This is a genomic window from Murinocardiopsis flavida (assembly GCF_003014485.1).
Taxonomy (GTDB): Bacteria; Actinomycetota; Actinomycetes; order Streptosporangiales; family Streptosporangiaceae; genus Murinocardiopsis; species Murinocardiopsis flavida.
This window is the reverse complement of record NZ_PYGA01000005.1, coordinates 173,199-194,992: the sequence shown is the minus strand read 5'-3', so window position 1 is coordinate 194,992 and position 21,794 is coordinate 173,199. Positions and strand designations below refer to the sequence as shown.

Annotated in this window: 17 protein-coding genes; 14 read left to right on the top strand and 3 right to left on the bottom strand. The window is 74.8% G+C overall.

Going from position 1 to position 21,794, the window contains the following annotated elements; translation table 11 throughout:
• Nucleotides 1-67: 67 nt before the first annotated feature.
• Nucleotides 68-1,696: a peptide chain release factor 3 gene (locus CLV63_RS09565; protein ID WP_106582579.1), complete on the bottom strand. Its 1,629-nt coding sequence runs from the start codon at nt 1,694-1,696 to the stop codon at nt 68-70.
• 212 nt (nt 1,697-1,908) lie between these two features.
• On the opposite strand from CLV63_RS09565, the gene CLV63_RS09560 reads away from it, so the two are divergent.
• The 9 genes from CLV63_RS09560 to CLV63_RS09520 all read left to right on the top strand — a co-directional run bounded on the left by CLV63_RS09560 (nt 1,909) and on the right by CLV63_RS09520 (nt 14,119).
• Nucleotides 1,909-3,129, top strand: coding sequence for an anhydro-N-acetylmuramic acid kinase (locus tag CLV63_RS09560; protein ID WP_106582578.1), 1,221 nt, complete (start codon nt 1,909-1,911; stop codon nt 3,127-3,129).
• A gap of 95 nt (nt 3,130-3,224) precedes the next feature.
• On the top strand, nt 3,225-4,442 hold the full coding sequence (locus tag CLV63_RS09555; RefSeq protein ID WP_106582577.1) for an AGE family epimerase/isomerase: 1,218 nt from the start codon (nt 3,225-3,227) through the stop codon (nt 4,440-4,442).
• Between the two features lie 241 nt (nt 4,443-4,683).
• Complete coding sequence (locus CLV63_RS09550) at nt 4,684-6,801, top strand: hypothetical protein (RefSeq protein ID WP_106582576.1); 2,118 nt, start codon at nt 4,684-4,686, stop codon at nt 6,799-6,801.
• 1 nt (nt 6,802) lies between these two features.
• Nucleotides 6,803-8,821, top strand: coding sequence for an AAA family ATPase (locus CLV63_RS09545; protein ID WP_106582575.1), 2,019 nt, complete (start codon nt 6,803-6,805; stop codon nt 8,819-8,821).
• Nucleotides 8,814-10,109, top strand: coding sequence for a hypothetical protein (locus tag CLV63_RS09540; RefSeq protein ID WP_106582574.1), 1,296 nt, complete (start codon nt 8,814-8,816; stop codon nt 10,107-10,109). Before CLV63_RS09545 ends, CLV63_RS09540 begins: the two co-directional genes overlap by 8 nt.
• Before the next feature lie 44 nt (nt 10,110-10,153).
• On the top strand, nt 10,154-10,567 hold the full coding sequence (locus CLV63_RS09535; RefSeq protein ID WP_106582573.1) for a hypothetical protein: 414 nt from the start codon (nt 10,154-10,156) through the stop codon (nt 10,565-10,567).
• On the top strand, nt 10,557-11,258 hold the full coding sequence (locus tag CLV63_RS09530; protein WP_106582572.1) for a hypothetical protein: 702 nt from the start codon (nt 10,557-10,559) through the stop codon (nt 11,256-11,258). Before CLV63_RS09535 ends, CLV63_RS09530 begins: the two co-directional genes overlap by 11 nt.
• A complete protein-coding gene (locus CLV63_RS09525; protein WP_106582571.1) occupies nt 11,255-13,822 on the top strand; it encodes an Hsp70 family protein in 2,568 nt (855 codons plus the stop codon). The genes CLV63_RS09530 and CLV63_RS09525 overlap by 4 nt, the downstream gene beginning before the upstream one ends.
• A 3-nt stretch (nt 13,823-13,825) precedes the next feature.
• A complete protein-coding gene (locus CLV63_RS09520; RefSeq protein ID WP_106582570.1) occupies nt 13,826-14,119 on the top strand; it encodes a hypothetical protein in 294 nt (97 codons plus the stop codon).
• A gap of 124 nt (nt 14,120-14,243) precedes the next feature.
• Here the strand turns inward: CLV63_RS09520 and CLV63_RS09515 are convergent, their stop codons facing one another.
• Entirely contained in the window at nt 14,244-15,500 is a 1,257-nt protein-coding gene (locus tag CLV63_RS09515) for a DUF2157 domain-containing protein (protein ID WP_106582569.1), read from the bottom strand.
• 638 nt (nt 15,501-16,138) lie between these two features.
• On the opposite strand from CLV63_RS09515, the gene CLV63_RS33510 reads away from it, so the two are divergent.
• Nucleotides 16,139-16,288: a hypothetical protein gene (locus tag CLV63_RS33510; RefSeq protein WP_170134187.1), complete on the top strand. Its 150-nt coding sequence runs from the start codon at nt 16,139-16,141 to the stop codon at nt 16,286-16,288.
• A 136-nt stretch (nt 16,289-16,424) separates the two neighbouring features.
• Here CLV63_RS33510 and CLV63_RS09510 read toward each other — a convergent pair whose 3' ends face one another.
• Nucleotides 16,425-17,333: an NADP-dependent oxidoreductase gene (locus CLV63_RS09510; protein ID WP_106582568.1), complete on the bottom strand. Its 909-nt coding sequence runs from the start codon at nt 17,331-17,333 to the stop codon at nt 16,425-16,427.
• A 199-nt stretch (nt 17,334-17,532) separates the two neighbouring features.
• On the opposite strand from CLV63_RS09510, the gene CLV63_RS09505 reads away from it, so the two are divergent.
• The 4 genes from CLV63_RS09505 to CLV63_RS09490 are packed head-to-tail and all read left to right on the top strand — an operon-like array spanning nt 17,533 to nt 21,750.
• Nucleotides 17,533-18,576, top strand: coding sequence for an ATP-NAD kinase family protein (locus CLV63_RS09505; protein ID WP_170134186.1), 1,044 nt, complete (start codon nt 17,533-17,535; stop codon nt 18,574-18,576).
• A gap of 17 nt (nt 18,577-18,593) precedes the next feature.
• Nucleotides 18,594-19,592, top strand: a complete 999-nt coding sequence (locus tag CLV63_RS09500; protein WP_106582566.1) for a thiamine pyrophosphate-dependent dehydrogenase E1 component subunit alpha — start codon at nt 18,594-18,596, stop codon at nt 19,590-19,592.
• A 14-nt stretch (nt 19,593-19,606) separates the two neighbouring features.
• Nucleotides 19,607-20,620, top strand: coding sequence for an alpha-ketoacid dehydrogenase subunit beta (locus tag CLV63_RS09495; RefSeq protein ID WP_106582565.1), 1,014 nt, complete (start codon nt 19,607-19,609; stop codon nt 20,618-20,620).
• 2 nt (nt 20,621-20,622) lie between these two features.
• Nucleotides 20,623-21,750, top strand: coding sequence for an acetoin dehydrogenase dihydrolipoyllysine-residue acetyltransferase subunit (locus CLV63_RS09490; RefSeq protein WP_106582564.1), 1,128 nt, complete (start codon nt 20,623-20,625; stop codon nt 21,748-21,750).
• Nucleotides 21,751-21,794: the final 44 nt, after the last annotated feature.

Below are 21,794 nucleotides of genomic sequence, written 5' to 3'. Positions count from 1 at the left end.
CCGTGAGCGGCGCGGCGTAAGCAGGCCGCCGCCGTGCGCGGAGCGCGGCGAACTGGGCACGGCCCGGTCAGGCGTCGGCCTCGACGCCTCCGGCGAGGAGGGGTTCCATGACCGCCTCGGGGTGGTCGCGCTCGATGACCTTGAGCCGCCACTTGTTGTGCACGAGCATCAGCAGTTCGCCGTCGGAGCGCCGCTTGAGCACCTCGGCGCCCGACAGCCCGTGCAGGACGGGCGCCGAGGCGGCGTCGGTGCGGCGCGCCACGTTGTAGTCGATGTGCGCGAGTTCGATGGGCGCCCGGAACTCCTGCTCCATCCGGTGCTTGACCACGTCGAACTGGAGCGGCCCGACCGCGGCCAGCACGGGCGCCTGCTCGCCGCGGACGTCGGAGGTCAGCACCTGCACCACGCCCTCGGCGTCCATCTGCTCGATCCCGCGCCGGAACTGCTTGTAGCGCCCAGCGTCGAGCGCCCGCGCAACGGCGAAGTGCTCGGGGGCGAAGCTGGGGATGGGTGGGAAGTGCACCTCGGGGCCGTCGAACAGGGTGTCGCCGACCCGCAGTGAATGGGCGTTCACCAGCGCGATCACATCGCCGGGGTAGGCGGTGTCGATGGTCTGGCGCTCCGAGCCGAACACGGCCTGGGAGTACTTGGTCGCGAACGGCCGCCCGGTGCTCGCGTGGGTCAGCACCATCCCCCGCTCGAACCGGCCCGAGCACACCCGGACGAACGCCATGCGGTCGCGGTGCGCCTTGTCCATGTTGGCCTGCATCTTGAACACCAGGCCGGAGAACGGGGCGTCGACGGGGCGCGGTCGGCCCTTCTCGTCGGCCTCGGCCGAGGGCGGCGGCGCGAGGCGGACGAGGGTCCGCAGGAGCTGGGCCACGCCGAAGTTGGGCAGTGCCGCGCCGAACAGCACCGGGGAGGACTTGCCCGCCAGGAAGGACTCCTCGTCGTAGTCGGCGCCGATCTCGCCGAGGAGTTCGAGCTCCTCCAGCGACTGCGCCCACACCGCGCCCTCGGTTTCGGCCGCGTCCGCGTGGCTCAGCGGCTGCTCCTCGGCGCGGGTGGCGCCGCCGGGGGTGCGGTGCATCTTGGTGTAGGTGTCGCCCGCGGAGCGGTCGATGAGGCCGCGGAAGTCGCCGGCGATGCCGACCGGCCAGTTCAGCGGGGTGGGCCGCAGCCCGATGCGCTGCTCGATCTCGTCGAGCAGTTCGAGGGGCTCGCGGCCGGGCCGGTCCCACTTGTTGACGAAGGTGATGACCGGGACGGAGCGGGCGCGGCACACGTCGAACAACTTCAGGGTCTGCGGTTCGAGGCCCTTCGCGGAGTCGAGCAGCATGATCGCGCAGTCGACCGCGGCGAGCACCCGGTAGGTGTCCTCGGAGAAGTCGGCGTGGCCGGGGGTGTCGAGCAGGTTCAGCACGCAGTCGTCGTAGTCGATGCGCAGCGCGGCCGAGGTGATGGAGATGCCGCGGGCGCGCTCCATGTCCATCCAGTCGGAGGTGACCCCCCGCCGCTCGCCCTTGCCGTGGACCGCGCCGGCCGAGGTGATCGCCGCGGCGTGCAGCGCGAGCGCCTCGGTGAGCGTCGACTTGCCGGCGTCGGGGTGCGAGATGACCGCGAACGTCCGGCGGCGCCGGGCCTCTGCCGCGGTATCGGGGCTTCCATGGGACGCGCCGTCCGCTGTCACGCTCACCGGGATCAGGACTCCTCGCTGGTCTGCCCGGCCGGATGGCGGCAGGGCGGTGCGGGCCGCCGGGCCGGCCGCGCGCAGGCGGCGCGGAGCCGGGACGGGCCTCGGGGACACCTGAAATCTACCTGCGGTGCCGCCTGCCGCGTGACGTCGTGTGATCCTGCTGGCTGACGAGTGGCGCAACAGCGGGCGCCGCCGGGGAGGGGTGGGGTGCGATGATCGTCGTCGGGTTGTCGTCGGGAACGTCTGCGGACGGGATCGACGCCGGGGTGCTGGACCTGGAGCTGTCCGGCGAGCCGCCGGACGTCCGCGTCGCCATGACCCCCATCGGCTACCGCGAACTGCCCTACCCGCCCGGGCTGCGCGAGGAGGTCCTCGCCGCGCTCCCCCCGGCGCGGGTCGACATCGGGGCGGTGTGCCGCCTCGACACGCTGCTCGGCCAGGCGTTCGCCGACGCCGCCCGGTCCGCCATCGGCGAGCTGTGCCCCGGGGGAGCGGCCGGCCTCGTCGTCTCGCACGGCCAGACCCTGTACCACTGGGTCGAGGACGGCGCGGTGCGCGGCACCCTGCAATTGGGCCAGCCCGCCTGGATCGCCGCCGCCACCGGGGCGCCGGTCGTCTCGGACCTGCGGGCCGGCGACATCGCAGCGGGCGGCCAGGGCGCGCCGCTGGTCGGCGCGTTCGACGCGCTGCTGCTGTCCGGGCGGTCGGCGCCCGCAGCGGCGCTGAACATCGGCGGGATCGCGAACCTCACGGTGGTCGCACCGGGCCGCGCGCCCATAGCCTTCGACACCGGCCCCGGGAACGCGCTGCTCGACACCGCGGTCGGCCGCCTCACCGGGGGCCGCGAGCACCTGGACCGCGACGGTGCGCGGGCCGCGCGCGGGCGGGTGCACCCGGGGCTGCTGGAGCGCCTGCGCGCCGACCCGTACTACGCGCGCCCGGCACCGAAGTCCACGGGCAGGGAGCTGTTCCACGCGGCCTACCTCGACGCCGCCGTGGCGGGGTCCGACGTGTCGGGCGACGACCTGTGCGCCACCCTCACCGCGCTCACCGCGACCACGATCGCCGACGCCTGCCGGGCGAACGGGGTCACCGAGGTCATCGCGTCGGGCGGCGGGCTGCGCAACCCCGCGCTCGCCGCCGCGCTGCGCGCGGCGCTGGCACCGGCGCCGCTGCGCGCCTCCGCCGATCTGGGGATCGACCCGGACGCCAAGGAGGCGTGGATGTTCGCCCTGCTCGGCTTCCTGACGTGGCACGGGATCGCGGCGTCGGTCCCGTCGTGCACCGGAGCGGCGCACCCGGCGCTCCTCGGGCGGATCACGCCGGCCGGGCCCGCCGGCGCGCACGGCCCGGCCGGCGGGTACGGCGGGACCGACGCGGCGTCGCTGACCCTCGACCTCCGCAGGGGAGATCCGCCCCCACCTGGGCCGTGACCACGGCGGGGCCGGGCCCGCCGTCCCCGCGCCCCCGGCGCCGGACGGCTTCGGCCACAATGGGGGCCGTTGATCCGCGGAGAGGAGACGTGCATATGCCAGGGTCGTGGTTGGACCTTCCTCAACATCAGGCGTGGCTGGCGAGGGAGGAGGCACGGCTGAGCGCGTTCGCCCGGGCCGCCGCCGATCCGGCGGGCGGTTTCGGCTGGCTGGACGAGTACGGCCGCCGCGACCCCTCGCAGCAGGTCATGACCTGGATCACCGGGCGTATGACGCACGTCTTCGCGCTCGCGCACCTGCGCGGCGAGCCGGGGGCGGGGCCGCTGGCCGACCACGGCATCGCCGCGCTCACCGGCCTGCTCCGCGACCCGGAGCACGGCGGCTGGTTCCCCGGAGCGGCCCAGGGCGTGCCCGTCGACACCGCCAAGGGCGCCTACGAGCACGCGTTCGTCGTCATCGGCGCGGCGAGCGCCACCGCAGCGGGGCGCCCCGGTGCGGCCGAACTGCTCGCCGAGGCGCTGGACGTCGTCGAGAAGCGGTTCTGGGACGACGCGGCCGGGCTGTCGGTCGAGGGCTGGGACCGGGCGTGGCAGGAGACAGAGGCGTACCGCGGCGCCAACAGCAACATGCACATGATCGAGGCGATGCTCGTCGCGGGCGACGTCACCGGTGCGGCGATCTGGCACCGCAGGGCGCTGCGCATCGCCGAACGGCTCGCCCACGGCATGGCGGCCGAGCACGGCTGGCGGCTGCCGGAGCACTTCACCCCCGAGTGGGAGCCGCTGCCCGAGTACAACGCCGACCAGAAGCGGCACCAGTTCCGCCCCTACGGCACCACCCCCGGCCACGCGCTGGAGTGGGCGCGGCTGCTCGTGCACCTGGAGGCCGCCCTCGGCGCCGACGCCCCGGCGTGGCTGCTCGCCGACGCCGAGAGCCTGTTCGAGGCCGCGGTGCGGCTGGGCTGGCGCGCCGACGGGTCCGACGGCTTCGTCTACACCCTCGACTGGTCGGACCGGCCCGTCGTGCGGGAGCGCATGCACTGGGTCGCCGCCGAGGCGGTCCTCAGCGCGGCCGTGCTCTACCGCCGCACCGGCGACGACCGGTACGAGCAGTGGTACCGCACCTGGTGGGACTACATCGCGCAGCACGTCATCGACCCGGTCCACGGCAGTTGGCGGCACGAGCTCGACGCGGAGAACGGGCCGTCGGCGACGGTGTGGTCGGGCAAGCCCGACGTGTACCACGCCTACCAGGCGGTACTGCTGCCGGTGCTGCCCCTGGCGGCCAGCCCGGCGGGAGCCCTCAGGTCCTGACCCCCGACCCTCCCTGCCCCCCGGCCCTCCCCGCCCCCCGGCCCCGTGACCTCTCCGCGCCGGGCGCTCTGCCGGTACCACCTTTTCCGGACAGGTACAGAAGTCGGCCATAGGCGGCCACGCAGTGGATGCGGCGGCCCCGTCCATTGAATGATGGACGGGGCCGGACGGCGTCCAATGTGCGGGGCGTTCCCACCCGGCCGCGGCGCCCGCCGGCCGCCCTGGTCGGAGAGGAGGGTCCATGGGCGATTCGTCGCGCACAAGGGAGACCCTTGCGGCGATCGCCGCCGTGCTCACCGGCACCGCGGGCTTCATCGCACTCGCCCTGCTGGTGGCCGACCCCCTGGTGCACGGCTACGACCCGGGCATCGCCGAGACCCTCCTCGGCGCCGGGGCGGCACTGGGACTGCTGCGGGCGCGGGGCGCGATCTCCGCCGTCCGGGTATCGCGGCGGCTGGGCGTGTACCGCCGGCGCATCGCCGGGCTGCACGCGCTGCCGCCCGGCGCCGAGACCGACGCGCTCGCCGATGAGCTGGAGACCGAGCGGCGCGCCGCCGGCGCGCAGAGCGACTCCTACCTCGGCACCACCGTGTTCGTGTTCGTGCTCGCCTGCGTGATCGCGGTGTTCTTCCTGCCCGGCCGGCCCATTCTGTGGCTGCTGACACCCCATTGGGCGCTGCTGACCCTGCCCGTGCTGTGGTGGGTGGGCACGGTGGCCTACGCCGCCCTGCTCTACGCCCTCGTCCGCGGGTACCCCGAGATGTTCCCCGGCCCCGTGTACAGCTGGCTCGGCCCGGCCGCCATCGGCATCCCCTTCATGCTCGCCGTGCCGACCGCCGTGCTCGTGTTCCTCCTGGGGCACATGTGCGGCCGGATCCTGGTCCTCGCCGCCGTGCCGTGGGTGCCGCGCGGCGACGGCGAGTCGCCCGCGCTGGCATTGGCGGGTGCGACCGTGCGCGAGCACACCGACCCGGTCGCGGCGCTGCGCGCGTCCGTGCAGCGGGCCCGCCGCGCGCAGTCCTCCGGTGGGGCCGAAGGCGTCGTGCTGGCGCTGCTGGCATTCCTCGGCAGGGCGACCCCCCAGCAGGTGGAGCGGGCGAAGGGGCTCATCGGCGCCGAGGTGGAGAAGTGCGCGCTGGAGCACCCCGAACTCGTGATCCGCATGCTCGACGACAACCCCGTCCTGCTCACCCCCAAGGTGTTCGGCGCGGCGCTGGGGCAGTGGACCCGCAACCCCGCCGACGGTTCGTTCGACGAGACCTGGGACGCCGTCGTCTCGATCGCGACCCGGCTCGACGGCGCCGTGCACCCCTTCCGCCACATCGACAGCGCCCTGCTCACGGTGGCCCCCGAACACGTGGCCCCGGTGTTCCGCACCCGAGCGGTGCACCGGGTCCTCGCCGGCCTCGACGCCGCCCTCACCGAGTCCGCCGCCCCCGACCCCGCAGCGCCGGAATGGGACCTCCTGGCGCGGCTCGCGCCGCAGGGCGCCCCGCACACGCCCGGCGCGTGGCTGTGCGTCCTCGCCGACTCCGCCGCGGAGCGCGGCGCGCCCGCACTGGCGCGACCGCGCTACCGCGCCGCCATCGCCTACGGCTTTCCCGGCGCCCAGGCCCGGCTGGCGCACCTGGAGGCGGGGGCGGGCCACGCGCTGCTGCGCGACGGCGACCCCGAGGGCGCCGAACGGCACCTGCGGGCGGCGGTCGCGCTGGTCGACGCGCCCGACTACCGACTGCTGCTCGCAGCGGCCGAACTCGGCAGCGGACGCCTGGCGCCCGGCGACCCGTCGCTCGTCGGCCGCATCGCCCGCGAGCACGGCCGCGACCCCGGGTCGCCGACCGTCCGCTTCCTCGTGGCCCTCCTCTCCCTGCACCTCGGCGACCCCGGATCCGCGCTGCGGCACCTGCGCCACGACCCCGCTGCGCTGCGCGCCGCGCTGCCCGAGGCGGCGGAGGCGGCGGACCTGACGGCGGCGGTGCTGGGCGGCGACCTCCACGCGTTCCCCGCCGCGATGGACGCCGTCCACCGCCGGCACGCCGCCGCCTGGGCGCGGCACGTGCCGTTCGACCCGGCCACGGTCCTGTCGTGGGGCGCGCGCAGCGCCCGGTCGGCCGCCGACGACGACCGGCTCGCGCGGATGTTCGAGGCGCTGCCCGCGGCGGGCGCCGACGGCCGCGCCGCAGTCGTCCACCAGGTCAGGGTCGCCGCGGCGCACCGGATCCTCGCCGAGGTCGCCGCGTTCCTCGGCGACGGCCCCGGCGACCCCCGCCGCGGCGGTGCGGCGCTGCGCATGTACGGCGCCGAGGACGACGTCGGGCGTCGGCTGGCGGCCGCCGAATCACTGCTGCGGGGGGCCTGACATGGACATCATGGGCATCCCGGCGCGCGCCGTCGACCCCGACCTGCTCGCGGCCACCGACGGGTTCGGCGCCGCGGCGCTGGTCGCCGCCGAGACCGGCGCCGTGCGCGTCGAACCCGTCCACCTGCTCGTCGTGCTCGGCCGGATCAAGGGCGGGCTCGCGGCCTCGCTGTTCGCGAGCGCCCGCATCCCCGTCGACGTGTTCGCCGCGGCACTCGCGGCGCGCGGCGGCCAGAGCCCGCGGTTCGGCACTCAGGCGGCGGCGGGGCTCGACGACGCCACGGCGAACCGTGCCACCCGTGCCGTGTTCGCCCGGCTCCGCGGCGAGTGCGCCGACGGCGCCGCGGTGCTCGACGAGCGCCGCGTGCTCAGCGCCGTCCTCGACGGCCTGCACGTCCGCGACCGCGAACTGCTCGCCCGCTACGGCAGGGTCGACCTCGCGGCGTGGCGCGACGCGGTGGCGGCGGTCCCGCAGCGCCCTGCTGCGGTGTTCGGCACCGACGGCGCACTCGCCACCGCCGCGTTCTCCCCAGGGGCGCGGACCGTCCTGCGGATCATGGCGGCCGACGCCGCCGGGCTGCGCCACACGCGGCTCGGCGCGCCCATCCTGCTGCACGCCATGGTCGTCGCACCGGGCGGACTGGTGGAGCAGAGCTGCCACTTCTCCGGCTACGACCTCGCCGCGCTGCGCGTCCAGACCCAGCTGCTCGTCGGCGGACGCAGCGGCGCCGGCGAACAGGTCGAGCCCGTACTCGCCGAGGACGCGATGGAGGAGTCGCTGCGCCACGTGTTCGACAAGGCCGCCAAGGGCGCCGCGCACCGCCGCTCCGAGACCATCGCCGAACGCGACCTCCTGGCGGCACTGGTCGACTCCCCGAACGGGCTCGCCGCGGCGTTCTTCCGCGACACCGGCATCGACCCGGCGAAGCTGCTCCGCTACGCCGACTCCTACTACGCCGAGCAGCCGCCCGCCGACACCGGTGTGCGCTCGGGCGGCGTCGCCGAGGAGCTCGCCTGGTTCCGGCGCAACCTCGTCGGGCAACGCAGCGTCGTCGAGCGCCTCGCGCCGCACATCGAAGGCGTCAAGCGCGGCCTCGCGCGCGGCTTCCGCTTCGGCGACCGGCCCCGCGCCGCGTTCCTGTTCTGCGGCCCGAGTGGCGCTGGGAAGACCCTCACCGCCCGGCTGCTCGCCAAGATGGTGTACGGCAGCGAGGCCGACACCCTGGTCTTCGAGATGGGCCAGTTCAACACCCGCGAGTCCATCAACTACTTCGTCGGCGCCCCGCCCGGGTACGTGGGGTTCGGCGCGGGCCGCCTCACCAACGGGCTGCGCGACAACCCGCGGCGGGTGTTCCTCTTCGACGAGGTCGAGAAGGCCGACTCCCGGGTGCTCGACGCCCTGCTGCGGCTCCTGGACGAAGGCGCGGTGAACGATCCCGCCGGCCCGCTCCGCGAGGCGTACGACACCATGATCGTGCTGACCTCCAACCTCGGCGCGGCGGAGTTCGCCGAACTGGGCCGGTCCCAGAACGAGCCGGGGCCGGACGACCCTGCCGCGCAGGTCGACGAACTGCTCACCACCATGTTCGGCCCTGAGGCCGCTGCCAGGGCCGACCGCCCCGACGGCGCCGACGGCCCGGGGGCGCAACTGCGGCGCACCCTGCGCGCCTCCTTCCGGCCCGAGCTCATCAACCGCCTGGACGACGTCGTGCTGTTCGCGGCGCTCGGCCCCGACGAGCTCCGCGAGATCGCAGAGGTCGAACTGCGCCGCTTCGCCGAGCGGACCCTCGCGGGGCTCGACGTCACGGTCACCTGGCGCGCCGACGTCCCCGCCCACATCGGGTCGCTGGCGTGGCGGTCCCGGCCGGAGCAGGCGGCGCGCGGCGTGCGGCGGTGCGTCGACGACCTCGTCCCGCCGCTGCTGCGCCTGCTGGACGACACCGAGGAGACCGGCCGCCGCACCGCCCGGGTGCTGCTGATGGTCGACGGCGACGAGCTGGCGGTGGCGGCGAATGGCTGAGGACGGCACCACCGTCACGGAGCTGCGCGGGCTCGCGGAGCGGCTGCGCACCCGCCTCGCGTCCCGCACCACGATCGACGCCGACGCCTACCGTCTGCTCCGCGACGACAGCGGCGCCCTGCGTCCCGCCTCCGACGCGGCGGTCGCCCTGTGGGAGGAGGGCGGCGGGCCGTGGCGCGACCACCACCTCGCCATCGCCCGCCACTCCCGCCTCTATGCCGACCCCCCGCAGGACGACGCGTCGGACCGCGACGAGCACTACCTGGCGTACTGGGCGAAGGTGCACGCCGACGACTCCTTCTGGGACCGCATGGGCGAGCACCTCGGCGCCGTCATGGGCGCGCCGTTCCCCGCGGAGGTCCTCCGCGCAGTGCGCGCGCGGCTCCCGCGCGACCTGCTCGCCCCGCATTCCACCCTCGCCGAGCAGGCGCTGGCCGACCACCCCGGTGTCGCCGCGCTGCACCTGGCCGAGATCCGCGACTCCGGCCTGCCCGCCGACGCCATCGCGGCGGCCCGCAAGGACTTCGCCGGGGACTCCGTGACCGGCGCCGTGATCGCCGCGGGGGAGGGCCGCCACAACGACGGGCTCGACCTGCTCGCGCCCCGGCTCGCCGCCGACCCCCACAACCCCGACCTGGTCCGGGCGGCCCTGTTCGTCGCGCGGCGGCGCATGGAGACCGCCGTGATCGAGGCGGGGTGGTCCGACCGCAGCCCGCCGTTCCTCAAGCGGGTCGTCGGGATGCTCACCGGTTACCGCAACGCGCTGGGCGGCGGCACCCCGGCCGCGGAGATCGCCGACGAACTCGCCCGGGTGGAGTTCTTCATCGGCCTGGAACTGCTCCAGCGGCACCTCGGCGGCAACCCCGGCTCGGCGACGGTCCTGAACGGTGCGCGCACCGCCGCCGATCACATCGACCGCGCCCTCGCGCTCAACCCCCGCCTCGCGTCGGTCAGCCGCATCTACGAGGACGTCGCGGGGTGCCTGACCGCGGCCCTGCTGACCGCGGCGCACGCGGCCCACAAGCTCGGCCACGGCGACGCCGCCGCGCGCCGCTTCCTCGACCGGGCGCTGCGCCACCCCGACGCCGTGGTGGAGGAGGCCGTCTCCCGGCAGCTCGCCCTCATCGTCGTCATGGACATGACCTCGAACACGGTGGCGGAACTCGACCTCGGCGAGGCCGTGATCGCGCGGCTCGGGAACGACCCCGGACTTTCGGCCGACTGGAGGATGTCCACGCTGCCGATGATGAGCACCCTCATCGCGCAGCGCCGCAGGTGGGCGCGGTGACCCCGGCGCGGGGCCGCACACGCCCGGAACAGGCGAGGAGCACGATGGCCGAGAACCCGTGGGCCTGGCAGGACGGCCGCAACCCCTACACGTGGACCCCGTTCCAGGTCCTCGACCTGCCCCCCGACACCGCCGGCCGCGCGGCCATCGACGCCCACGTGCGCAAGCGCCGCGGCCGCGTGGCGCGGGCGCCCGAACGGTACCCGGTCTTCGGCCGGATCCCCACGGTCGCCGACGTCAACGAGGCCGCCGAGCAGATCCGCGACCCCGAGGCGCGGCTGCTCGCCGAACTGCGCACGCACCGCCCCGAGCGGGCCGACGCCGCCGAGCGGGTCGCCGTCCCCGCTCCGCCCGAGATCCCGGCGCCCGAGCCCGTGGTCCGTGCCGACGCCCTGTACCGGCTGGTCCCGCCGCCCGCGCCGCGGCACTTCGAGCGGTTGTGGCCGCATGGCGGGTAAGAGCAGCCGCCGGTCCCGCGTGAAGCCGGCGCGGCAGCGCACACGGCGGCCCCAGGCGCAGCCCGACGTCGAGTTCACCGAGGAGGAGCGGCCCGAACTGCCGGGTCCCCCCGTCCCGCCCTACGCCGTGGTGCACAAGCTGCTCAGCGCGGGGGCGCGGGACAAGGCGCGGGCGGTCAACGCGGTCCGGCAGGAGGCCCGCGGCGAGGCCGAGGAGCAGCGCCGCCGCTACACCGACGTCGCGTCCGGTGTCGCTGCGGCGCTGCACGAGCTCCGGGTGCTGCTGGCCCGCGACGGCGAACGGCTGCGCGGCGCCGGGTTCGCCGACCACGCCGACACCCTCGCGGCGCTCGACCGGCGCATCGCCGCGACCCTCGCCAACGCGGGGGTGCGGTTCATCGACCCGGTGGGCGAACGCTACCTCGCCGTCGCCGACCACCTCTCCGTCAAGCACCGCCCGGCGGAGGGCGAGGACACCGGACTGGTCGTGTCCGAGACGCTCAGCCCCGGGGTGCTGCTGGACGACGGGGAGCTCCTCCGCCCCGCGCAGGTCTTCCTCGCGGCCGGGGCGCCCCACACGGCAGAGGACGCACCGGCGGCGGAGGCCGGTCCGGCCCCGCCGCGCACCGAACCACCGGAGGGCGGCGGCGCGGCGCCGCACGGCCCGGAAACCGAGGAGAACGACACGTGAGCATTGTGGTCGGCATCGACCTGGGGACCACCAACAGCTGCATCGCGGTGCCCGCCGGCACCGACATCCCCGGCAAAGAGGAGCTGATCAAGGCGCGGCGGCTGCGGCCGGTCGGCGACGCCCTGGTCGTCACCGACGCCTCGAAGTCCCCGACCACGCCCTCGGTGGTGTGGATCGGCCCCGACGGCGCCGTCGAGGTGGGCGGCCGCGCGAAGCAGAAGGCGGCGTCCGGCGACCACCCGCCCGCCCGGTTCTTCAAGCGCGACATGGGCACCGACCAGCGGGTCAGGGCCGGGCACGCCGACATCACCCCGGTCGAGGCCTCGGCGCACGTCCTGCGGCACCTCAAGCGCGTCGCCGAGGAGGTGCTGGGCGTCCCGGTCGAGCGCGCCATCGTCACCGTCCCCGCGTTCTTCGAGATGACGGCGAAGACCGAGACCACCGAGGCGGGGCGGCTGGCGGGGCTCGAGGTCGTCGAGACGCTCATCGAACCCGTCGCCGCCGCACTCGCCTACACCCGCGACCCCAAGAAGCGGCCGACGGGCCCCACCACCTTCCTCGTCTACGACCTCGGCGGCGGCACCTTCGACACCTCCGTGGTGTCGTGGGACCCCGAGACCGGGTTCGAGAACCGCTCCTTCGACGGGGACCGCTACCTCGGCGGCTACGACTTCGACCGCGCCCTTGTCGGCTGGGTCGCCGACCGGGTGCCAGGCTACGACCTGGGATTCGACGCCGACTCCGCCGACGGCGCGAAGACCCGGGCGAAGCTGCTGTCCTCCGCCGAGGAGGTGAAGCACGAGCTCACCCGCTCCACCGACTTCGACTTCATCGCGCAGAACTGCGTCGACCGCCGCGGGGCGCCCCTCAACATCAACGAGCCGGTCACCCGCGACTCCTTCGAGGCGCTGATCGAGCCGCGGGTGCGCGGCACGCTCACGAACTGCGACCGCGCGCTCGCCCAGGCGGGGGTCGCGGCCGACGACCTCGCCGACATCGTCATGGTGGGCGGCTCCTCGCGCATCCCCCTGGTGGTCGACGTGCTCGCCGCGCACTTCGGCCGCCGGCCGGGCAGCCTCAACCCCGACCTGTGCGTCGCCGTGGGGGCCGCGGTCAAGGCCGCCACCGTCACCCGGCGCAGCGGCTACCTCGAACTCGACCACCCCGAGCCCGCCACCCCGGCCACCGACATCGGGGGCAGGGTGCTCCCCGGGCCGCTCCTCGACACACCCGCCGCCGCCACGGTGGTGCTGGCCTCCGACGACGGCGTCTTCCGCGCGGAAGAGCAGGCCGACTCCGAAGGGCGGTTCCTCTTCGAGGACGTCCCGATCGACGCCGACGAGGAGAACGGGTTCACCGTCCGGGTGCTGGCGCGCGGCGACGAGGTCGACGCGCAGCGGTTGACGGTCGAACCCGGCGGCGAGACCGTGCCGCCGCCCTCGGGCGACGTGCTCGCGCACGACTTCGCCGTCGAACTGGTCGACGGGCTGCACACCGTCGTCAGGGCCGGCACGATGCTGCCGTACCGCACGGAGTTCCGGTTGGAGACCGCGACCAAGGGCGCCGCGCTCGCCGTGCGCCTGTTCGAGGGGCTCGTCCCCGTGGGCGAGGTCGCCGTCACCGGGCTGTCGAGCGAGCTGCCCGTGGGCTCCGCCGTCGACGTCACCCTGGAGTTCGAGCTGGGCTGGACCATCCGCGCCGAGGCGCGGGTGCCGCGTTACGACGCGCGGGGCGAGGCGGTCATCCTGATCCCGCAGCGGCGCGTGTCGTCATGGGACGAACTGCGCGACAAGACGCGCGACCTCAAGTCCGGGTGGGAGGAGCGGCGCCGCGCAGCGCCACCGGCCGACGTCATGCGCGTCGGCCCCGACCTCGACCGGCAGCTGACCGAGATCGACGCGCTCCTCGCCGAAGGGCAGGACCGCACCAAGGCGCACCACAAGCTGGTCGAGGCCGAGACCCTGCTCCAGAGCGTGCGCGTCGCCGACGCGTCGTCGCTGGCCCCGCCGTGGGAGGAGTACGAGGCGGCGCTCGCCGAGCTCCAGCACATGATCGCCGACCTCGCCCGGCACGACGCGGCGAAGGCCGCCGACCACCGCGCGGCACTGCCCGGCCTGCGCACCAGCGGCCGGGCCGCCTACGACGCCGGCGACCGGATGGACTGGCACCGGGCCAACGAGGTGGTGCGCGAACGCATGACGGCCGTCGCCCGCGACATGCCGGGCGGCGGCCGGCGCCCGCAGATGAGCGCGGCCGAACTCCAGTACGGGCTGCTGCACGACATCAAGCTCACGGTGCAGGCGGTCACCGACGCGGACACCGCCACAGGGGGCCGCCACCACACCATGGTGACGCGGCTGACCGGGGAGTTCCAGGCGGTCACCGATGAGGTGGCGCAGGTCGACATCACGGACGACAAGGAGGGCATGCGCCGCCTGGTGCCGATCTTCGTGTCGAAGTTCAAGCCGCTGCGGGAGCGGACCGACCGCTGGCTCGCCGAGATCCGCCAAGAGCGCCCCGACGTCGTCGGGCTGCGGCTGCCGTCGAACCCGCTGGGAGGCTGACCCATGGCGAACCCGATCATCTGCCCGTTGTGCAAGGGGCGGCTGCTCGACCTGCCGCGGACGTGCCCCGGGTGCGGCGGCGACCTCGGCGGCCTGGTGAAACTGCGCGACTTCGCGAACCGCAGGTTCAACACCGGCCTGCGCATGGCGAAGGCCGAACGGTGGGAGGAGGCCGAGGAGGCGATGGTCGCCGCCCTGGCCATCGACCCCGGCGACGCCGAAGCCGGCCGGGTGCTGGCGAAGATCCGCCAGAAGTCGGCCGGCCGCCGCAGGAGGCGCCCATCCCAGCCCGACTGACCCGCACGCTGGGCGGCCGACTGATCGGGAGCGAGCAGTCGGCGTGCACCCGGCCCGGCCGGGGCGACCATGCTCAGGGGGTGTTTGGAGCGGTCGGCGTGCTCCCGACCCGGCCGCTGGGCACTCAGCGCCCCGCGGCCGGGGGCCCGCCATCGGCGTCGGGCTTTTCGGGTCCGGGATCCGGAACGATGCCGCCCGCGGGGGGAGAGCCGGGCTCAGGCGCGGCGCCGCCCGCTGGGGGCGGTCCGAACGCCGCGGGTGGTCCGGGGCCGGGGTCCGGCGCGGTGCCGTCCGCGGGTGAACCGGGCGCCGCGGGCGGGCCGGTGGGCGCTGCCGGGGTGTCGGCGGCGCCGGATTCGCGGCCCTCCGATCGCTCCGCTCCGCCGTTCTCCTTCTCCTTGCCGCGGTGCATGCGCAGGCCGATCCCGCTGGTGAGCAGCAGCACCAGCCCGGCGAGGAGCAGGACCGCGGCCCCGCCGATGGCGCCGTCGGTCAGGTCCCAGACGGCTTCCGGTACCGCGGTGGTCAGCCCGAGGACGCCGCCGACCAGCAGGACGACCTGGCGGTCCCACCGGTAGAGGACGAGAAGGGCGACGGCGACCGCGAAGGTCACGATGTAGCCCGCGATGTACGCCCTGTCGAATGCCCCCTCAAGGGAGAAGTACTGGGCTCCGATGAGGGCCGTCGCCGCGCCGATCCCGTAGGCGAGGCGGCGGTGGACGAGGATCCCCGTGCCCGCGATCCCGCACCACAGCGCGCCGAGTGCCACGAGGAGCACGGAGGTCGTCATACCGTCGCTGATTTCCACCAGGTCGACGGCGGCAATAAGAGTGGCGGGCGCCAGCAGGCCGCACGCGACCAGTCCCACGGCGCTGGGCAGCGCGGCGTAGGAGGCCGCCGCGACCAGCAGCCCGACCGTGAACGGCAGCGTCCAGCTCTGATCCTCCGCAGCCACCCCGACCGCGGTCATCACCGCCACGGCCGTGAGCGACCAGAGCACGCCGGTGATCCGGCGGCGGGCCGTGGGGACCCGGTGAGACCGGCCGCGCACCTCCTTCGGCCCGCCTGCCGCGGCGAGGCCGCCGACGAGCAGGACGGCGGCGATCACGGAGAGGACCCCGATCCGCCCGACCCGCCCCAGGTCCTCCCAGGACACGCCGACCAGCGCCAGCACGCCCGCGAACACGAGCCCGCCGCCCACGTATCCGACGATCTCCGCCCAGCGGACGCCGGTGTGTTCGCGGTCGGCGGAGTCGAGCGCCTCGTGGACGGCGTCGGCCTGCTGCGCGGTGATGACCCCGCGTGCGACGAGCCCGGCAAGCGCCGCCGCGCGCGGGCCACCGCCCTGATGCGGTGCCGTCGGGCTCCCGTACTGCGTCATTCCGTCACCCTTCTCCGATGGGTCGGCTCCTGGTACCGCCTCCCATCATGGGCGCCCACGCGCCCGGACGCATGAGTACGACGACTCAGAGTCGCTGATGCACACACCCCGGCCGCCCGCAGCCCCGAAGAAGCACGCAGGCGTCCGAGCGCCCCCGGATGCCCTGGGCAACGGGAGCGAGCGCGCTCGGGGTCGGCCGCCCGAGGACGAGCGCGCTCGGGGCGGGGCACCCATGAGGAGGCCGCCTGGGGGCGAGGGCGTCCTTGGCCTCGGGGGAGGGGAGTCGGGGTGCCGGGGTGTCTGCGCAGCAGCGAATGAGGGCGTCCGGGGGCGAGGGCGTCCTCGACCCCAGGGGACAGGAGCCAGGCTGCCCGGCAGCCTTGCCCAGGTCTGCTGTGGGGTTGGGCGCTCTCGGCCCGCACTCCCGGCATGGCGCCGAGGCCACAACCCATCCCCCTCTATGTCGCGGGGCAGTGGGCCAGGGCGGAGCGGGGCTTGACGTGGTCTTTGCCATGGGGCATGTAGCGTGCCGGGGTCAAGGATCGTTGCACCAGATCTACGCTTCCTCCCCTCGCGGCGCACTTCCCCTTTCCTTCCCAGGTGGCCGTGATCCCGACGTGGTGCGATGGAGTTCTCACATGTGGATCGTCATCTCGTTGTGCGCGCTCGCCGTCATCGGCGGCGGCGCGGGCATCCTCCTGCTGACACGCTTCCCGCTGCGCTTCCACGGGCCGGGTGCGCGGCAGCGCCGAAAGGACTTCATGAAGTCGGGGAAAAGGACCCCGTGAATCTGGGGAAACGGACCCCGTGAAGCCGCGGAAGCGGACCCCGTGAAGCAGCGGAAGCGGACCTCCTGAAGTCCGAGAAACGGCCCCCCTGAAGTCCGGGAAGAGGACCTCGTGAAGCCGGGGAAGTGACGTCGGATTACCCCATGACCAGCACGATCTTTCCGCGGCCGTGCCCCGTCTCGATCTCGCGGTGGGCGTCGGCGGCCCGCTCCAGCGGGTAGCGCGAGCGGATGTGGACCCGCAGCCTGCCGCGCTCTGCCAGTGCGGTGAGTTCCGCCAGCCGGGCGGCCGTGCGCTGCGAGCGGAGGAACCGGGCGCCGTGGCGCCCGGCGTCCGTGTCGGCGATGGTGCCGATCCGCCCGCGCTCCTTCACCAGGTGCCGTGACGTCTCCACGCCGCCGTGCCCGGCCGTGTCGAACGCGGCGTCGATCCCCTTCGGTGCCTCGGCGCACACCCGTTCCAGCAGGCCGTCGCCGTAGGCGACGGGGACGGCCCCGAGTGTGCGCAGGTACGCGTGGTTCGCCGGGGCCGCGGTGCCGATGACCGTCGCCCCCCATTCCACGGCGAGCTGGACGGCGATGCTGCCGACACCGCCGGCCGCGCCGTGGATCAGGACGGTCTCGCCGGATCGGACGCCGAGGTCGCCCAGCGCGGTGTGCGCGGTCTGCCCCGATGCGGACAGCGCCCCGGCCTGGTCCCACGGGAGCGACGCGGGTCTGCGGACGAGGTGGGCGGCCGGCAGGACGGCGTACTCGGCGTAGCAGCCCAGCACCCGGAAGCCGATGACGTCGTCGCCGGGGCGGAACCCGGTCACCCCGTCGCCGGTGCTCTCGACGGTCCCGGCGAACTCGTTGCCGGGGATCTGGGGGAGGGCGACGGTCACCCCCGGCGGCCCCCAGCCGCTGCGGACGGCCGCGTCGACGGGCTGCACGCCCGCGGTCCTGACCCTGACCAGGACCTCGCCGGGGCCGGGTACGGGGGTGGGCACGTCGATGAGCGCGAGGACGTCGGGCGGCCCGGCTTCGGTGAACGCGGATGCCTGCATGGCTGTGCCTTTCCGGTCGGCGCTGACGGCCGCGGGGCCGGGTTGCCACCCCAGTCTCTAACCTCAACATAAATTGAGGTCAATGCCGGCGCGCCGGAGGCCGGCGGCCCTGTGCAACCCCCTGCAACCCTTGCCGTTCCGGCACGAAGGGCGTGAACTGGGTCACAGTCGACCGTTCACGGCCGTTCCGGGAGGTGTCGTGGGACGCATCGTGGGCATCGTTGCGAACCCGGCCTCCGGACGCGACATCAGGCGGCTCGTCGCCACGGCCTCGGTGTTCCCCACCGCCGAGAAGGCGAACATGGTGCAGCGGATGCTCACGGCCCTGGGCGCGGTGGGCGTCGACCGCGTCCTGCTGAACACGGACCTGGGCGGTATCTCGGCCGCCGTGCTGCGCGCCGTGCGCACCCGCGACCCCGCCCGCGACCCCCACTGGCCCGAGGTCGACTTCCTCGCGGACGACCCCGTCACCGGCACCGCCGACGACACCGCGCGCGCCGTGCGGCGCATGGCGACCGCAGGGGCCGGTGCCGTGGTCTGCCTGGGCGGCGACGGGACGGCGCGGGTGGCGGCCGCCGCCTGCGGCGAGGTGCCGCTGCTCCCGTTGTCCACCGGGACCAACAACGCGTTCCCGCGGATGCGGGAGGCCACCACGGCGGGGCTCGCCGCCGGGCTGGTGGCGGTGGGGGCCGTCGACCCCGACACCGCGCTGCGCCGCTCCACCCGCCTGACGGTCACCGCTGCGGGTCGCACCGAGACCGCACTCGTGGACGTCGCCGTCTCCGCCGCGCGCCACGTCGGCGCCCGCGCCCTGTGGGACCCCGCGACGATCACCGAGCTGTACTGCACCTTCGCCGAACCCGACGGGATCGGGCTGTCCAGCGTCGCCGGGCAGCTGTGCCCCAGCCCCCGCTCCGACCCCCACGGCGTCGCACTGCTGCTCGGCCCGCCGCGGGAGTGCCGCCACGTCGTCCGCGCGCCCATCGCGCCCGGCCTGGTCGTCCCCGTCGGCGTGCGCGAGTGGCGCCCGCTGCTGTGCGGCGAGGCGGTGGCGGTGCGCGCGGAGCACGGGGTCATCGCCGTCGACGGGGAGCGCGAGATCGAGCTCTCCGGCGGACCGGCCCCCGTCGTCCGGCTGAGCGGGGACGGGCCCCGATGCGTCGACATCACCGCAGTACTCGCCGAATCGGCCCGGCGGGGGCTGCTGCGATCCGCCGCCGCTCCGGCCGAGCAGTCCAATTGACCCCCTGGGAGGTACCCGTGACCGAGACGATCCCGACCGATGCCAGCCGCGGACTCGACCCCGACGGGCTGCTCCGCGCCTACCGGACCATGCGCACCATCCGCGACTTCGAGGAGCGCGTCCACGACGAGTTCGCCACCGGCGACATCCCCGGGTTCGTGCACCTGTACGCGGGTGAGGAGGCGTCGGCCGCCGGCGTGTGCCAGCACCTCGACGAGCGCGACACCATCGCCAGTACGCACCGCGGCCACGGGCACTGCATCGCCAAGGGCGTGGACGTCACGGGGATGATGGCCGAGATCTTCGGCCGCGCCACCGGCGTGTGCAAGGGCAAGGGCGGCTCCATGCACATCGCCGACCTGAGCAGGGGGATGCTCGGCGCCAACGGCATCGTCGGCGGCGGCCCCCCGCTGGTCTGCGGGACTGCGCTCGCGGCGAAGCAGCAGAACACCGGCGGCGTCGCGGTGGCGTTCTTCGGGGACGGCGCCAGCAACCAGGGCACCACCCTGGAGTCGATGAACCTCGCGTCGGTGTGGAACCTCCCGGCGATCTTCGTCGCGGAGAACAACGGCTACGCCGAGGCCACGGCGAGCACGTGGTCGGTCGCCGCCGACAACATCGCCGATCGGGCCGCCGGGTTCGGGATGCCCGGCGTCATCGTCGACGGGTTCGACTTCTTCGCGGTCCACGAGGCGGCGGGCGAGGCGGTGGAGCGCGCCCGCGCCGGCGGCGGTCCGACGCTCATCGAGATGAAGCTGACCCGCTACTTCGGGCACTTCGAGGGCGACCAGCAGACCTACCGGGGCGATGAGGTGCGCAACGCCCGCGAGACCCTCGACTGCCTCACCCGCTTCCGCCGCCGGGTCGTGGAGACCGGCGAGCTCACCGCCGAACGGCTCGACGCGGTCGACCGCGAGGTCGCCGCGCTGGTCGGGGGCTCCGTCGAGCGGGCCCGCGCCGCACCGGCGCCCGACGGCGCCGACCTGCTGACCGACGTCTACGTCCGCTACGAGTGAGAGGAGCGAGGACCATGGCACGCACGATCAGCTACCGCGAGGCGATCAACGAGGCGATCGCCCAGGAGATGGCGCGCGACCCCGCCGTCATCGTGATGGGCGAGGACAACGCGGGCGGCGCCGGCGGCCCCGGCGCGGAGGACGCCTGGGGCGGCGTCATGGGGGTCACCAGCGGCCTCTACCACCGCTTCCCCGGCCGCGTCCTCGACACCCCGATCTCGGAGTCGGCGTTCATCGGCGCCGCCATCGGCGCGGCGACCCGCGGCATGCGCCCCGTCGCCGAGCTCATGTTCGTCGACTTCATGGGCGTGTGCTTCGACCAGATCTACAACCAGGCCGCCAAGTTCCGCTACATGTTCGGCGGCAACGCGGTGACCCCGGTCGTCATCCGGACCATGTACGGGGCCGGGCTGCGCGCCGCGGCCCAGCACTCCCAGGCCCTGTACCCGCTGTTCACGCACATCCCCGGCCTCAAGGTCGTGCTGCCCTCCTCGCCGTACGAGGCGAAGGGCCTGATGACGCAGGCGATCCGGGACGACGACCCGGTGGTCTTCTTCGAGCACAAGGCGATGTACGACACCACGGGCGAGGTGCCGGAGGAGCCCTACACGATCCCGTTCGGCGAGGCCGAGACCGCCCGCGAGGGCTCCGACGTCACCGTGGTCGCCTTCGGCGGGATGGTCGCGCGGGCGCTGGAGGCAGCGGACGCGCTGGCGTCGTCCGGAATCGAGGCCGAGGTCATCGACCCGCGGACCACGAGCCCGCTGGACACCGAGACGATCCTGGAGAGCCTCGCCGAGACCGGCCGCCTCGTCGTCGTGGACGAGAGCACCCCGCGCTGCTCCATGGCCGCCGACGTCGCCGCGCTGGCGGCCGGCGAGGGGTTCGCCCTGCTGCGCGCCCCCGTCCAGCAGGTCACCGCGCCGCACACCCCGGTGCCGTTCAGCGCCGGACTGGAGGACCTGTACGTCCCGGACGCACAGCGCATCGCCAACGCCGCGAAGGCCGCCGTGGATTGGAGCCGGTGAGGATGGCCGACGAGCGGATCCAACGGGTCACCATGCCCAAGTGGGGCCTGTCGATGACCAGTGGGACGGTCACCGACTGGGTGGCGGCCGAGGGCGAGGAGGTCGCCAAGGGGGCCGACCTCGCCGAGATCGACACCGACAAGATCGTGGGCACGCTGGAGGCCGCGGGTGACGGCGTCCTGCGGCGGGTCGTGGTCGCCGCCGGGTCCGCGGCGCCGGTCGGCGCGACCATCGCGGTCATCGCCCCGCCCGAGGTGCCCGACGCCGAGGTCGACGCGGTGGTCGACGCCGAGCGCGCACGCCTGGCCGCCGGAGCGGCGGAGGCGGAGCAGGGACCGGCGGCGGCCGACGTCGCCGTCGGCGGCCGGAGCGTCGCCTACGCCTCGCTCGGCGCTGGGGACGGCGACCCCGTGCTGCTGGTGCACGGCTTCGGCGGCGACAAGAACTCGTGGCTGTTCGTCCAGGAGCCCCTCGCGGCCGACCGCAGGGTCATCGCGGTGGACCTGCCCGGCCACGGCGCGTCCGGCAAGGACGTCGGCGGCGGTTCGCTGGACGAGCTGGCCGCCGTGCTCACCGGGTTCCTCGACGCCATGGGGATCGAGCGGGCGCACGTCGTCGGGCACTCGCTCGGCGGCGCCGTCGCGGTCGCCGCGGCGGCTCGCGCGCCCGAACGGGTGCGGTCGCTGACCCTGGTCGCCCCGGCCGGTGTCGGCACGCAGATCAACGCGGACTTCCTGCGCGGCTTCGCTGCGGCCGACACCCGCAAAGGGCTCAAGCCGCACCTCGCGTCGCTGTTCGCCGACTCCGCGCAGGTAAACCGCAGGCTCGTGGACGACCTGCTGCGCTACAAGCGCATCGACGGCGTGCGGCAGGCGCTGGACACCCTGCTCGGCACCCTGCTCGACGGCGACGGCCCCGCGCTCGACATCGCCCCGCTCATCGCGGGGGTGGGCGTCCCCGTGGCAGCGGTGTGGGGCGCGCAGGACGCGGTACTGCCCGTCGGCAACGCGGACGCGCTGCCCCCGTCGGTACGCACGCGCCGGGTCGCGGGTGCGGGGCACATGGCCCACATGGAGGCGCCCGCCGAGGTCCGCGCCGCCGTCGAGGAGGCGATCGCCGCGGCGGGGTGACGCCGCGGCCGATGGGGGCGTGCGCCGGCCGGGACCTCCCGGCG

Bases quoted from the DNA above. Each gene is read 5' to 3' on its own strand.
- CLV63_RS09545 (WP_106582575.1), top strand. From the start codon at position 6,803: ATGGACATCATGGGCATCCCGGCGCGCGCCGTCGACCCCGACCTGCTC.
- CLV63_RS09550 (WP_106582576.1), top strand. From the start codon at position 4,684: ATGGGCGATTCGTCGCGCACAAGGGAGACCCTTGCGGCGATCGCCGCC.
- CLV63_RS09490 (WP_106582564.1), top strand. From the start codon at position 20,623: ATGGCCGACGAGCGGATCCAACGGGTCACCATGCCCAAGTGGGGCCTG.
- CLV63_RS09540 (WP_106582574.1), top strand. From the start codon at position 8,814: ATGGCTGAGGACGGCACCACCGTCACGGAGCTGCGCGGGCTCGCGGAG.
- CLV63_RS09535 (WP_106582573.1), top strand. From the start codon at position 10,154: ATGGCCGAGAACCCGTGGGCCTGGCAGGACGGCCGCAACCCCTACACG.
- CLV63_RS09560 (WP_106582578.1), top strand. From the start codon at position 1,909: ATGATCGTCGTCGGGTTGTCGTCGGGAACGTCTGCGGACGGGATCGAC.
- CLV63_RS33510 (WP_170134187.1), top strand. From the start codon at position 16,139: ATGTGGATCGTCATCTCGTTGTGCGCGCTCGCCGTCATCGGCGGCGGC.
- CLV63_RS09495 (WP_106582565.1), top strand. From the start codon at position 19,607: ATGGCACGCACGATCAGCTACCGCGAGGCGATCAACGAGGCGATCGCC.
- CLV63_RS09510 (WP_106582568.1), bottom strand. From the start codon at position 17,333: ATGCAGGCATCCGCGTTCACCGAAGCCGGGCCGCCCGACGTCCTCGCG.
- CLV63_RS09555 (WP_106582577.1), top strand. From the start codon at position 3,225: ATGCCAGGGTCGTGGTTGGACCTTCCTCAACATCAGGCGTGGCTGGCG.
- CLV63_RS09520 (WP_106582570.1), top strand. From the start codon at position 13,826: ATGGCGAACCCGATCATCTGCCCGTTGTGCAAGGGGCGGCTGCTCGAC.
- CLV63_RS09530 (WP_106582572.1), top strand. From the start codon at position 10,557: ATGGCGGGTAAGAGCAGCCGCCGGTCCCGCGTGAAGCCGGCGCGGCAG.
- CLV63_RS09515 (WP_106582569.1), bottom strand. From the start codon at position 15,500: ATGACGCAGTACGGGAGCCCGACGGCACCGCATCAGGGCGGTGGCCCG.